Source organism: Streptomyces sp. NPDC037301, assembly GCF_055602785.1.
This window is the reverse complement of the sequence record NZ_JBVJWD010000002.1, coordinates 277,790-290,718: the sequence shown is the minus strand read 5'-3', so window position 1 is coordinate 290,718 and position 12,929 is coordinate 277,790. Positions and strand designations below refer to the sequence as shown.

The following is a 12,929-nucleotide window of genomic DNA, read 5'->3' as shown; positions in this document are numbered from 1 at the left end:
GGACCGCCCTCGTCGTGGCCGGGAACAGCCCGACGAGCAACCGGAGGGCGGCGAGCCCGGGACCGAGCTCGCCCCGGCCCGGCCGGCCGGGCGGCCGGGCGGACAGGCGGGCAGGCGGGCGGACAGGCGGGCAGGCGGGCAGGCGGCAGGCGGCAGGCGGCAACCGGTCAGGCAGAGAAGGTCAAGCCAGTTCCAGCGGGAACGCACCCCGGTGCCCGGTGCCGGCGCCCCGGTCCGGGCGGGGCTCGTACTCGCGGCAGCTCCAGATCTCCTGGACGAATCCGGTCCGCCGGTCCCACAGATCCATGACATCGCCCTCACCGGCCGCCCCGCGGTAGGCGTCCTTGGCGCCCCGGAAGCATGCGAGGCCGCCGGAAAGGCCGCGGCCGGGGGTCGGGAAGTAGTCCGAGAAGGCGCAGGCGATGCAGGTCTGCAGGCGCACGCCGGGCGGCAGGACGCGCTGGATCGTGGCGAGGGCGGACGCGAAATCGCTCTCTGCACGATGGGACCGGTAGGCCGCCCCGCCGAACTGCAGCTCCAGGTAGAGATACGGATCGGGGCGGCGCAGCGACAGCAGGCAGCTGAGCGTGGCCTGATGGACGGCACCGTCCCAGAGGACCGGGAGCGGCAGGTCCCACTCCAGGACACAGTCGCCCAACGCGCCGTCCACCAGGGCGAACAGGTCGTCGGCCGGTGGTGTGCCGGCCACCGGGGTGAGGCCGTCGAAGCTTTCGCCCTCGAAGTCGATGCCTCTGGCGCGGAGGCGGAGTTGCTGTCCGTCGGTGGTGAGGATGACGGCGTCGGAACCCTGTCGGTCCCGGTACCACCCTGCCCATGACTCATCTGTCATGGGCACGGACTGTAGCCCGTGCGCATGACAGTCGCCCGGTCGCCCTCCTTTTCGTCTCACGGGCCTTGTGACCTCGGCACCTTGCTCCGTTCCCCTTCCTCCGCCCCCTTCACCGGTCTCGGCTCTCCGTTCCTTTCTCCGTGCCCCTTTGATCCCCCTCCGCGTCCCGCTCCCTCCTTTCCGTGCTCAGTGCGTCCGGCGGGTGACGAACTCCGCCAGGGTCAGGAGATCGCCCGCCACGGCCAGGTCGGGGACCGCCCGGGACAGGTGGTGGACCGCGCGTGCCATCCGGTCGGCCGCGCAGACCTGCGCCCAGTCCCGGCCGCCGGCCCGGTCGACGGCATCGGCGGCGCGACTCACCTCACCAGGTGCATTCATCGATCCCCGGTAGAGCACGGCCAGTTCGGCTGCTGCGGGCGTGCCGGAGGTCAGTGCTGCGACCACGGGCAGGGACTTCTTGTGGGCGACCAGATCCGCCCCGACCGGCTTTCCGGTCTGTGCAGGATCCCCCCAGATGCCGATCAGATCGTCGATGAGCTGGAAGGCGAGGCCCGCCTCCCGGCCGAATCCGTCCATGGCGCCGACCGCCCGCTCCCCCGCGCCGGCGTACAGCGCACCCAGTGCGCAGGCGCAGCCGAGCAGGGCGCCCGTCTTGGCGGTGGCCATGGCCAGGCACTCGTCCAGCGAGACTTCGTCCGGACCGCGGTCCTCGAAGTCGCAGTCGGCCTGCTGGCCTGCGCACAGCTCGATGACACAGGTCGAGAGCCTCGCCGAGGCGCGGACCGAGGCCGGGCCGGTGTCCTCGGCGAGCAGCCGCTGGGCGAGGGCGAGCATGGCGTCACCGGCGATGACCGCGTCCGGAATGCCGAAGACCGCCCAGGCCGTGGGCCGGTGCCGACGGGTCCGGTCCTCGTCGATGACGTCGTCGTGCAGCAGGGTGAAGTTGTGGGCCAGCTCCACGGCGACGGCTGCCCGTACCGCCCGTTGCGGGTCACCGCCCAGCGCGCGGGCGGCGGCGAGGACGAGCGCGGGCCTGATCGCCTTGCCCGCCCGTCCCGATGACGGGGTGCCGTCGGCCTGCTGCCAGCCGAAGTGGTACATCGCCACGCGGCGGATCGATCCGGGCAAGGAGTCGACGGCGGCGTGCAGTTGAGGATCGACGAGGGTGCGGGTCTGCTCCAGGAGGGCTGCGGCCTCATGGCCCTGCGTTGCGAGGGCGGCCGGGTCGTCGTCACCCGGGGCCCGGGGTGTGGGTGGTTGAGGTGCGTGGTGGGTCTTCACTGGGCGTCCTCCCGAGGCCGCCCCGGGCACGGCTGCCCGGTGGCGGGGGTTGACGGGGGCCCGGACATCGCCGTCCGGGCCCCCGATGGGCTACCGCCAGCGGCCGACCTCTACGTTTTCCAGTACGCCGAGGGCGTCCGGAACGAGGATGGCTGCGGAGTAGTAGGCCGTCACCAGGTAGGAGATGATCGCCTGCTCGTCGATGCCCATGAACCGGACCGACAGGCTGGGCTCGATCTCGTCGGGGATGCCGGTCTGCTGGAGTCCGATGACGCCCTGCTCGGCCTCACCCGTCCTCATGCAGATGATCGACGTGGTCCGGGCGTCGGTGACCGGGATCTTGTTGGACGGGAAGATCGGTACGCCCCGCCAGGCCGGCACATGGTGTCCGCCGACCTCCACGCTCTCCGGCACCAGACCGCGCTTGTTGCACTCACGGCCGAATGCGGCGATGGCCCGCGGATGCGCGAGGAAGAGCTTCGAGCCGCGGCGGCGCGAGAGCAGTTCGTCCATGTCGTCGGGGCTGGGCGCTCCGTCGTGCGGCTGGAGGCGCTGCCCGTAGTCGCAGTTGTTGAGCAGACCGAACTCGCGGTTGTTGATCAGCTCGTGCTCCTGGCGCTCGCGCAGCGCCTCGACCGTGAGCCGCAACTGCTGCTCGGTCTGGTTCATCGGCTGGTTGTAGAGGTCGGCGACCCTGCTGTGGACCTTCAGCACGGTCTGGGCGACGCTGAGTTCGTACTCGCGCGGCGCCGATTCATAGTCCACGTATGTATGCGGGACGACGGCTTCGCCGACATGGCCGGCGGAGAGATCGATCTCCGCCTCGCCGTACTTGTTGGTGCGCTGCTGCGGAATGCTAAGCAGTCCGGCGAGATGGGTGCGGAGCGAATCCGCGCGCTCGGCGAGATTCAGCACGTCGGCCCGCCTCAGCGTCAGCACCGTGCAGGCGGTGACAGCACGGGCCGTGTACTCCCAGACGGCGTCGCCGTCGATCAGTGCGTGGTCGCCGAAATACGCCCCGTCGGCCTGGACCCCGAGCACCGTCTCGTCCCCGTACGGGCCGGTGCCGACCTTCTCGACCTTGCCGTGCGCCAGGAGGAAGACACGGTCCGCCGCGTCCCCGGCGCCGGCCAGAACCTGGCCCGCGGCGATTTCACGCTGCTCGCACCGCCGGGCCAGTTCGCCGAGCACCTCCTCGTCGTCGAACTCCCGCAGGGCGGGCAGCTCTCCGAGCTCGGCGGGAATGACCGTGACCCGGTCACCGGTCTGCACGAAGGTCACCCGGCCGTCCCCGACCGAGTAGCTCAGCCTGCGGTTGACCCGGTAGGTGCCACCTTGCACCTGCACCCATGGCAGCATCTTCAGCAGCCACCGTGAGGTGATCTCCTGCATCTGCGGAGCGGACTTGGTGGTCGTCGCGAGGTTCCGCGCCGCTGCCGTGCCCAGACTCTGCTGCGGCGGCACCGGCGCGTTCTGAACCTCTTCACCAACGGACATCTGACGTCCTCTCGATCATCGGCTGACCTGCGTGAAGAAGCCTTTCAGCACGGAGAGTCGGCACGCCATTACACAAAAGAGTGTGACTATTCGGGCTTTGGGCTGGGCACGACGTTCAGCGATGTCCACGGGTCCCATTAATTTGCATCCCTGATGCAAATTATCTACCGTGTCCACCATGCGGCTGACGAGATTCACCGACGTGGCGCTGCGCGTACTGATGCGCCTCGCCGTCGTGGAGAACGAGGACCCGCCGACCACCCGGGAGGTGGCGGCGACCATGCAGGTGCCGTACACCCACACCGCGAAGGTCGTCGCCAAGCTCCAGCACCTCGGCCTCATCGAGGCGCGCCGGGGCCGCGGCGGCGGGCTCAGCCTCACCGGAGCGGGCCGGACCGCCTCGATCGGCGGACTCGTCCGGGAGCTGGAGGGACCCGGCGACGTCGTCGAGTGCGAGGGCGCCACCCCCTGCCCCCTGCGCTCGGCCTGCCGGCTGCGCGGCGCGCTGCGCCGGGCGGAGGAGGCCTTCTACGCCTCGCTCGATCCGATCACCGTCGGCGAACTCGTCACCTCCCCCACCGGACCGCTGCTCATCGGCATCAGCAGCGGCCACCCGGCCGCCGACTGAGAGCCCGTCGGGTGCCCTTCGGCCGGAGAGCGGACGCGGCATGGTGCGTGCGATTCCAAGGCGCCGGGATGGCCTCGTAGCGGAGCTACTAGGGCATTTCGGCAACGCCGGAGGGGCCCCCTGGCCCTTAAGGCCTTGGGGGAGTGCGTGCCATGCCGTGGCCGCCCGATCAGAGGTCACCCGACAGGCTCTGAGCCACCGCACACCGCACCACGGGCGCCATCGCCCGGTTTCACACCGTCCAAAAATACGAATCTCAGATACCAATTCAAGAGCCAAGGAGTCACGATGCTCTCCGAGACGTCGACCGCCACCGTCCGTGCCACCCTCCCCGCCGTGGGAGCGGCCATCGGAGACATCGCCGATCTCTTCTACCGCAAGCTCTTCGACGCCCACCCCGAGCTGCTGCGCGACCTCTTCAACCGCGGCAACCAGGCGTCCGGTGCCCAGCGCCAGGCTCTCGCGGGCTCCATCGCCGCCTTCGCGACCCAGCTGGTCGAGCACCCGGACACCCGTCCCGACGTGATGCTCAGCCGGATCGCGCACAAGCACGCCTCGCTCGGCGTCACCGCCGCGCAGTACGACATCGTGCACACCCATCTGTTCGCCGCCATCGCCGAGGTGCTCGGCGACGCGGTCACCCTGGAGGTCGCCGCCGCCTGGGACGAGGTCTACTGGCTGATGGCGGGCGCCCTGATCTCGATCGAGGAGCGGCTGTACGCACAGCAGGGCGTCGTCGCCGGTGACGTGTGGCGCGAGTGGGAGGTGGCCACCCGGATCGAGGAGACGGCGGATGCGGCCACCTTCCAGCTCCGCCCGGCAGACGGCGCACCCGCCCCCGCCTTCCGCCCCGGCCAGTACGTCTCCGTACAGGTGAAGCTCCCCGACGGGGCCCGCCAGATCCGCCAGTACAGCCTCTCCAGCGCCCCCGGCTCCCCGCTCCGCTCGATCACCGTCAAGCGGGTGCACGGCAACGGATCGCCCGACGGCGAGGTCTCCCGTCATCTGCACGCCGAGGTCGGGGCGGGCGACCGGCTGCGCGTCTCCGCCCCGTACGGCGATCTCGTACTCGACTCCGCCGACGCCCCGCTCCTGCTCGCCTCCGCGGGCATCGGCTGCACCCCCATGCTGTCGATGCTGGAACACCTCGCGGCGACCGGACACCGCACCCCGGTCACCGTCGTGCACGGCGACCGCTCCCCCGCGGACCACGCGATGCGCACCGACCACGCCCTGCTCACCGGCAAACTCCCCGACGCCATCGCCCACTTCTGGTACGAGACCCCGGAGCCCGGCCACCCCGCCGACCGCACCGGCCGGGTCGACCTGAGCGGCCTCGCGATCGCCCCCGGCACCCACGCCTACCTCTGCGGACCACTGCCCTTCATGCGCGCCGTACGTACCCAGTTGCTGGCCAAGGGCGTCCCGGCTGCGGACATCCACTACGAGGTGTTCGGCCCCGACCTGTGGCTCGCCCAGGGCTGACCCCGGCCCACTGCTCGCGGAATTGACCGGAACGGCTCGCACACGGCCCGAACAACCGGTCCGGGGATGGCCCGGAGACCGACATTCCGGTACAAGCGCGTCAAGGCCCGGTCCCCCACGCGCAAAAGGAGTCGGCCATGTCCTCACCCATGTCCGCGAGCACCTTTCTGGAAGCCCTGATGGACGAGGGGCTCACCGTCGTCCAGATCGGCGACCGGCGCACCCACAACCGCAACCACCAGGGCCCCTGGGGCCCGGTCAACAGCGTGATGATCCACCACACGGTCACCGAGGGCACCGCCGCCACCGTCCGCATCTGCCGCGACGGCTATCCGGAGCTGCCCGGCCCGCTGTGCCACGGCGTGATCGCCAAGGACGGCCGGGTCCACCTGGTCGGCTACGGCCGCGCCCACCACGCCGGACTCGGCGACGACGACGTTCTGCGCGCCGTCGTCGCCGAGAAGCGCCTCCCGTCCGACAACGAGGCCAACACCGACTGGAACAGGCACTTCCACGGCTTCGAGTGCGAGAACCTCGGCGATGGCGAGGACCCCTGGCCCGACGAACAGCTCGAAGCGATCGAGAAGGCCGCCGCCGCGGTCTGCCGTCAACACAGCTGGACGTCCCGCTCAGTGATCGGCCACAAGGAGTGGCAGCCCGGCAAGATCGATCCCCGCGGCTTCTCGATGGACTCCATGCGGGACCGGATCCACGACCGCCTGAAATGACCCGCGCCCACCCGGCACGGCATGGCACAGCGACAATTGCGGCATGCCCTCCGAAGCACTCGACCTCTCCCGCCTGCAGCCGGTGCTCCCCTCGCCCCTGCAACCGGCCGAGGACGTACGTTTCGCGCGCCACGGCGTACGGCTGCTGCTCAAACGCGACGATCTGATCCACCCCGATCTCCCGGGCAACAAATGGCGCAAACTCTCCCCCAACCTGCGGGCCGCCGCCGGGCGCACCGTGCTGACCTTCGGCGGCGCGTACTCCAACCATCTGCGGGCCACCGCCGCCGCCGGGCGGCTGCTCGGCTTCCCCACCATCGGGGTCGTGCGCGGTGACGAACTGGCCGGCCGTCCCCTCAACCCCTCGCTCGCCCGCTGCGCCGCCGACGGGATGACCCTGCATTTCGTGGACCGTACGACGTACCGCGCGAAGGGCGATCCAGAGGTCCTGGCGGGGCTGCTGAACGCCTTCGGGGAGTGCCGCGTCATCCCGGAGGGCGGCAGCAATGCCCTGGCCGCACAGGGCTGTACGGAGCTGGGCCGCGAACTGCACGGCCGGGCCGACGTGGTCGCGGTCGCCTGCGGCACCGGCGGCACCCTCGCCGGACTGGCCGCCGGCCTCGCACCGGGGCAGCGCGCGCTCGGCATCCCGGTGCTGCGCGGCGGCTTCCTCGGCGACGCGGTACGGGAACTGCAGCAGGAGGCGTTCGGCGGGCCCGCCGGGTCGTGGTCCCTGGACGAGCGCTTCCACTTCGGCGGCTACGCCCGTACGACCCCGCAACTGCACGCCTTCGCGGACGACTTCGAGCAGCGGCACGGGCTGGCCGTCGAGCGCCTCTATGTCGCCAAGCTGCTGTACGCACTCACCGCGCTGGCCGAGGAGGGCGCGTTCCCCGCGGGAACCACGGTCGCGGCCGTCGTCACGGGCCGGCCGTAGGCGCATCCCACCGGTCGGCCTAAGGCGCCTCCGACTCCTCCCGGTAGGCCGCCGCCTCCTCCAGGTCGAGCCGTCTGAGCAGCGTGCGGAGCATCTCGTCGTCGATCTGCCGCTCGTCCCGCAACCGTACGAAGACCTCGCGCTCGGCTTCGATCATCTCCCCGGCCAGGCGCCGGTACGTGTCGTCCGCAGACTCCCCGGTCACCGGATTGGCCGCACCCAGCCGCTCCCACACCGCGTTGCGGCGGCGCTCCAGGACGGTGCGCAGCCGGTCGGTGAGCGGTCCCGGCAGCCAGTTGCGCCGGTCGGTGAGCAGCTCTTCCAGACGCGCCTCGGCGGCCGTGGACGCCTCGCTCTGCGCCTGCGCCTCGGCCAGGGTCTCCGCCGTCGCATCGCGCCCCGGAAGCTTCAGGACGCGTACCAGCAGCGGCAGGCTGAGCCCCTGGACGACGAGGGTGCCGATGACGGTGGTGAAGGTCAGGAACAGCACCAGATTGCGGGCCGGGAAGGCACGCCCGTCGGTCGCGAGCAGGGGGATGGAGAAGGCGATGGCGAGCGAGACGACTCCGCGCATCCCGGCCCAGCCGACGATCAGCGGCCCCGTCCAGTTGGTCTCGGTCTCGCGCTCCCTGATCCGTTTCGACAGCCACCTGGGCAGATACGTCGCCGGGTAGACCCAGATGAAGCGGACCACGACGACGGCGAGGAACACGGCCACCGCGTACCAGAGGGCATCTGCCACTGCGTATGTGCCGAGACCCTTCAGCACGAAGGGCAGCTGGAGCCCGATCAGCGCGAAGACCGCGGACTCCAGGATGAACGCGACCATCTTCCAGACGGCCGCCTCCTGGAGCCGGGTCGCGAAGTCGACCTGCCAGGAGCGGTGGCCCAGATAGAGCGCGACGACGACCACGGCGAGCACTCCGGAGGCGTGTACGCGTTCGGCCGCCGCGTACGCCACGAAGGGGATCAGCAGCGACAGCGTGTTCTGCAGCAGGGCTTCCTTGAGGTGCGTACGGAGCCAGTGCAGCGGCACCATCAGCGCCAGGCCGACCACGACGCCGCCGACCGCGGCGAGGAGGAATTCGCCGATCCCGGCACCCCAGCTCATGCCCTCGCCGACGGCGGCGGCGAGCGCCACCTTGTAGGCGGTGATCGCGGTGGCGTCGTTCACCAGGGACTCGCCCTGCAGGATCGTCGTGACCCGGCCGGGCAGCCCGACCCGGCGGGCGATCGCGGCGGCCGTGACGGCGTCCGGCGGAGCGACGACCGCGCCGAGCACCAGCGCGGCGGTGAGCGGCAGGTCCGGCACGAGGCGGTACGCCAGCCAGCCGACCGCGACGGTCGCGAACAGGACGTAACCGACGGAGAGCAGCGCCACCGGCCGGAGATTGGCCCGCAGGTCGAGGTACGAGCTGTCGACGGCCGCCGTATAGAGCAACGGCGGCAGCAGCAGCGGCAGCACGATGTGCGCGTCCAGGGTGTACGTCGGCACCCCTGGCAGATACGAGGCGATCAGTCCCACCGTGACCAGCAGCAGGGGGGCCGGCACGGGGGTACGGCGAGCGGCCCCCGCCACGGCCGCACTGGCCGCGACCAATGCCACCAGCGGCAATGCGTCCATTTCACGGTCCTCGCATCCGTCGTAACCTGACAATCATGAGTGATTGCGCGCACGTGTCCGAACTGCCGCGCCCCGAGCCGGCCCCGCTCAGCGGGACCTGCCTCGGGTGCCTCGAGGCGGGCACCCACCCGGTGCAGCTACGGCTCTGTCTGCTCTGCGGTCATGTCGGCTGCTGCGATTCGTCGCCGCTGCAGCACGCCACCGGGCACTTCAAGGAGACCGGTCATCCGGTGATGCGGAGCTTCGAGGCGGGCGAAAGCTGGCGCTGGTGCTTCGAGGACGGTTCGATCGTCTGACGCCTGGGTACGTCAAACCGGCGCCGGTTGTTCGTAATTGACCGCCGCAAGCCCCTACCCACTGTGTGTACTCATGGGTTTACCATGAGTGACAGCCATGGGCTGGGGGTCCGGCGACACGGCATCATGGATCGCGATAGCGTCGCCGGACCAGAACCGAAGACGTACCGCATGGCTCCGGGGCACCCTTCCCGGATCCTCGAAAGAGTTTGTGCCACCTTGGAGGTGAGGGTGTCCCAGATCGCAGGCGAGCCCGGGAATCAGGACTTCGTAGAGGTCCGGCTGCCCGCTGCGGGTGCCTACCTGTCGGTGCTGCGTACGGCAACGGCCGGTCTCGCAGCGCGCTTGGACTTCACTCTCGACGAGATCGAGGATCTTCGCATCGCGGTCGACGAGGCCTGCGCGATCCTGCTTCAGCAGGCCGTGCCGGGCTCCGTCCTCAGCTGCGTCTTCCGGCTCATCGAGGATTCTCTCGAGGTGACGGTCTCGGCCCCGACGACGGACGGCCGGGCGCCGGAGCGAGACACCTTCGCATGGACGGTGCTCTCCGCACTGGCCGGAAAGGTCGACTCCTCGGTCGCCGACGACCGTACTGTCAGTATCAGCCTCTACAAACAGCGCGGCGCGGGACCCGGGCCGGCGTGAGCAACGGGAACGGGGACGGTCCTGTGCGGGACGAGACGATCCGACCAGGGGTGGTGCGACCAGCAGGCATCCCGGAACAGCAGGCCCTGCCCCATCCGGAGGACGGGGCGGACGGGCCTGCGGGCCGTACGGTCGCGGTGGAGCAGTCGCAGGCGGAGCAGGCAGGCCAGATGAGCGAGCACGGGCACCACGATCCACACGACCGCAGCGGGGCGCGGGCGCTGTTCATCGAACTGCGCGAGCTTCCCGACGGGTCGGCCGAGAAGGCGGAGCTGCGCAATCAGCTGGTGCGGATGCATCTGCCGCTCGTGGAGCATCTGGCCCGCCGGTTCCGCAATCGCGGCGAGCCGCTGGATGATCTGACCCAGGTCGCCACGATCGGTCTGATCAAGTCGGTGGACCGGTTCGACCCGGACCGCGGCGTCGAGTTCTCGACGTACGCGACCCCCACGGTCGTCGGCGAGATCAAGCGCCACTTCCGTGACAAGGGCTGGGCGGTCCGGGTGCCGCGCCGGCTCCAGGAGCTGCGGCTCTCGCTCACCACGGCCACCGCCGAACTCTCCCAGCAGCACGGCCGCTCGCCGACGGTGCACGAGCTGGCGGAGCGGCTGGGTATCTCCGAGGAAGAGGTCCTGGAGGGCCTGGAATCGGCCAATGCGTACAGCACGCTCTCGCTGGACGTACCGGACACGGACGACGAGTCCCCGGCGGTCGCGGACACGCTGGGCTCCGAGGACGAGGCGCTGGAGGGCGTCGAGTACCGGGAGTCGCTCAAGCCGCTGCTGGAGGACCTGCCGCCGCGCGAGAAGCGGATTCTGCTGCTGCGCTTCTTCGGCAACATGACCCAGTCGCAGATCGCGCAGGAGGTCGGCATCTCGCAGATGCACGTCTCGCGGCTGCTGGCCCGCACACTGGCGCAGCTGCGCGAGCGGCTGCTCGTCGAGGAGTAGCACGAAGGGCCGATTCGGGCGCGGGGGCCGACGGAAACGGCCGTGCCCGCGGGGCAGCGGCCGCCCGGCGGTCGGCTCGTGCGTGCAGCACCTGCGCCCGGGGAGTCGCCGGCACCCGAAGGCCGCCTCACCCGGCCCGGACGCCGGGCATCCGGCTCAGGCGTCCGGCGTGGTGCCCGGTCGGCGGATACCGAGTGCCTCGACCGTCGTCGGCCTGACCAGCTGGTAGAGCGCCGTCAGGACCACCGCGGCGAGAACGATCCCGGCGGGGATCAGTGCGCCGTGGGACTTCAGCAGCGTCCAGGCCACCGGAAGCGCGATGATCTGCGTGATGAGCGCGGGGCCGCGGCTCCAGCTGCGCCGCCGCAGCAGACCACGTGCGGCGAACAGCGGGATCAGGCCGAGCGCGATCAGCGTGAGGCCGCCCATCTCCGCCTGCTGCGGGCTCTCGGGGTGCCCGAGCAGCCCCATCACCAGCATGTAGATACCGCCGCCGACGAGCGCCGCCCCTTCCAAGGCGGTGAGTCCGGCCACGAGAGTGATCCTGCTCGGCTTCGCCGGTCCGACCGACGGCGAAGGCGACGAGGAAGGCGTGTTCTGCTGAGTACTCACCCTTGCAGGTTGACATCCCGGCCCTGCGAAAGCGAAGCCGGGGTCGGGAACCGTACGGGAAACGGACATCCCCCGTCCGACCGCGCCCGGGTCGTCACCGGGAGTGAAGGTCATGGGGCAGGACTTCAGAGCGATACCACGCGGTAGGTAGTCTGGCCGTCATGCGCGCACTCCTTGTGGTCAATCCAGCTGCTACCACCACCAGTGCGCGGACGCGTGATGTGCTCATCCACGCGCTGGCCAGCGAGATGAAGCTGGAGGCCGTGACCACGGAGTACCGCGGCCACGCCCGGGACCTGGGGCGGCAGGCCGCGGACTCCGGAGAGATCGACCTGGTGGTCGCCCTGGGCGGCGACGGCACGGTCAACGAGGTCGTCAACGGTCTGCTTCACAACGGCCCCGACCTGGACAACCTGCCGAGTCTCGCGGTGGTTCCCGGTGGCTCCACCAATGTTTTCGCGCGCGCCCTGGGCCTGCCCAATGATGCGGTGGAGGCGACCGGCGCGATCCTGGACGCACTCGCCAACCGCACCGAACGCACGGTCGGTCTCGGGCTGGCGGCCGGTACCCCCGGTACCGAGGACGAGTCGGTTCCGGAACGCTGGTTCACTTTCTGCGCGGGGCTCGGGTTCGACGCGGGCGTGGTCGGCCGGGTCGAACAGCAACGCGAACGCGGTAAGCGCTCGACGCATGCGCTGTATGTACGCCAGGTGGTCCGGCAATTCCTGGAGGAGCCGCACCGGCGGCACGGGGTGATGACACTGGAGAGGCCCGGACGGGAACCGGTCACCGACCTCGCGCTGTCCATAATTTCCAACACGGCTCCGTGGACGTACCTGGGGAGTCGCCCCATGTACGCGTCCCCGAAGGCCACCTTCGACACCGGCCTGGACGTGCTCGGACTGAAGCGGCTCTCCGCCCCGGCGGTCGCCCGCTACGGCACCCAGCTGCTCACTTCGAGCCCGGAGAAGGGCCCGTCCGGCAAGCACGCCGTTTCACTTCATGACCTCACGGACTTCACCTTGCATTCAAAGGTGCCACTCCCCTTCCAGATGGACGGCGACCATCTGGGAGTGCGTACCAGTGTGACGTTCACAGGCGTACGCCGTGCACTGCGTGTGATTGTGTGAGTGGAAGGGACCAAAGTCCTTTAACTCGAACGTTTGGGCTGGGCTCCACCCCATAGAAGTACGGCTGTGACCTAGTCGACACCGAGGAATCAAAAAAAAGTTTCCAGAAGGGGTTGTATCCGCAGCTGAGGTTTGCGAATCTCTACATGGCGATCGGGACGGCCCGCAACAACGGCCTCCACTGAGAGCCAGAACCCCTCCTCACTTCACAGGACCGCAACCAGTTCATCTGGGCGTCGGCCCGTCATCTGCGGGGGGATTCGTGA

The 12,929-nt window shown here is 70.0% G+C and carries 13 protein-coding genes; 8 read left to right on the top strand and 5 right to left on the bottom strand.

All coding sequences use genetic code 11. From position 1 onward, the window contains the following. Positions 1-181: 181 nt before the first annotated feature. The 3 genes from ACZ7IB_RS04635 to ACZ7IB_RS04625 all read right to left on the bottom strand — a co-directional run bounded on the left by ACZ7IB_RS04635 (position 182) and on the right by ACZ7IB_RS04625 (position 3,628). On the bottom strand, positions 182-850 hold the full coding sequence (locus ACZ7IB_RS04635) for a DUF6304 family protein (RefSeq protein WP_470909136.1): 669 nt from the start codon (positions 848-850) through the stop codon (positions 182-184). Between the two features lie 186 nt (positions 851-1,036). Beyond that, positions 1,037-2,032, bottom strand: a complete 996-nt coding sequence (locus ACZ7IB_RS04630) for a family 2 encapsulin nanocompartment cargo protein polyprenyl transferase (RefSeq protein WP_470909519.1) — start codon at positions 2,030-2,032, stop codon at positions 1,037-1,039. A gap of 189 nt (positions 2,033-2,221) precedes the next feature. Next, a complete protein-coding gene (locus ACZ7IB_RS04625; protein ID WP_470909134.1) occupies positions 2,222-3,628 on the bottom strand; it encodes a family 2B encapsulin nanocompartment shell protein in 1,407 nt (468 codons plus the stop codon). 178 nt (positions 3,629-3,806) lie between these two features. Between ACZ7IB_RS04625 and ACZ7IB_RS04620 the strand changes: the two genes are divergently transcribed. The 4 genes from ACZ7IB_RS04620 (at position 3,807) to ACZ7IB_RS04605 (ending at position 7,406) form a co-directional block, all read left to right on the top strand. Then, the gene (locus tag ACZ7IB_RS04620) at positions 3,807-4,256 is read left to right on the top strand and encodes an RrF2 family transcriptional regulator (RefSeq protein ID WP_470909132.1); all 450 of its coding nucleotides are present in this window, start codon (positions 3,807-3,809) and stop codon (positions 4,254-4,256) included. 288 nt (positions 4,257-4,544) lie between these two features. Continuing rightward, positions 4,545-5,741: a globin domain-containing protein gene (locus ACZ7IB_RS04615; protein ID WP_470909131.1), complete on the top strand. Its 1,197-nt coding sequence runs from the start codon at positions 4,545-4,547 to the stop codon at positions 5,739-5,741. Positions 5,742-5,878: 137 nt separating this feature from the next. Then, positions 5,879-6,469 (top strand): N-acetylmuramoyl-L-alanine amidase, encoded by a 591-nt coding sequence (locus ACZ7IB_RS04610; RefSeq protein ID WP_470909129.1) that lies wholly within the window; start codon positions 5,879-5,881, stop codon positions 6,467-6,469. 43 nt (positions 6,470-6,512) lie between these two features. Continuing rightward, positions 6,513-7,406 (top strand): 1-aminocyclopropane-1-carboxylate deaminase/D-cysteine desulfhydrase, encoded by an 894-nt coding sequence (locus tag ACZ7IB_RS04605; protein WP_470909128.1) that lies wholly within the window; start codon positions 6,513-6,515, stop codon positions 7,404-7,406. 19 nt (positions 7,407-7,425) lie between these two features. Here the strand turns inward: ACZ7IB_RS04605 and ACZ7IB_RS04600 are convergent, their stop codons facing one another. Beyond that, the gene (locus ACZ7IB_RS04600) at positions 7,426-9,030 is read right to left on the bottom strand and encodes a Na+/H+ antiporter (protein ID WP_470909126.1); all 1,605 of its coding nucleotides are present in this window, start codon (positions 9,028-9,030) and stop codon (positions 7,426-7,428) included. Positions 9,031-9,065: 35 nt separating this feature from the next. Between ACZ7IB_RS04600 and ACZ7IB_RS04595 the strand changes: the two genes are divergently transcribed. The 3 genes from ACZ7IB_RS04595 to ACZ7IB_RS04585 all read left to right on the top strand — a co-directional run bounded on the left by ACZ7IB_RS04595 (position 9,066) and on the right by ACZ7IB_RS04585 (position 10,921). Further along, positions 9,066-9,326, top strand: coding sequence for a UBP-type zinc finger domain-containing protein (locus ACZ7IB_RS04595; protein WP_470909124.1), 261 nt, complete (start codon positions 9,066-9,068; stop codon positions 9,324-9,326). A 231-nt stretch (positions 9,327-9,557) separates the two neighbouring features. After that, complete coding sequence (locus tag ACZ7IB_RS04590; protein WP_073781878.1) at positions 9,558-9,971, top strand: ATP-binding protein; 414 nt, start codon at positions 9,558-9,560, stop codon at positions 9,969-9,971. After that, positions 9,968-10,921: an RNA polymerase sigma factor SigF gene (locus ACZ7IB_RS04585; protein WP_401993342.1), complete on the top strand. Its 954-nt coding sequence runs from the start codon at positions 9,968-9,970 to the stop codon at positions 10,919-10,921. The genes ACZ7IB_RS04590 and ACZ7IB_RS04585 overlap by 4 nt, the downstream gene beginning before the upstream one ends. Before the next feature lie 156 nt (positions 10,922-11,077). Here the strand turns inward: ACZ7IB_RS04585 and ACZ7IB_RS04580 are convergent, their stop codons facing one another. Next, complete coding sequence (locus tag ACZ7IB_RS04580; protein WP_470909517.1) at positions 11,078-11,455, bottom strand: hypothetical protein; 378 nt, start codon at positions 11,453-11,455, stop codon at positions 11,078-11,080. Positions 11,456-11,694: 239 nt separating this feature from the next. Between ACZ7IB_RS04580 and ACZ7IB_RS04575 the strand changes: the two genes are divergently transcribed. Next, on the top strand, positions 11,695-12,663 hold the full coding sequence (locus tag ACZ7IB_RS04575) for a diacylglycerol/lipid kinase family protein (RefSeq protein ID WP_470909122.1): 969 nt from the start codon (positions 11,695-11,697) through the stop codon (positions 12,661-12,663). Positions 12,664-12,929: the final 266 nt, after the last annotated feature.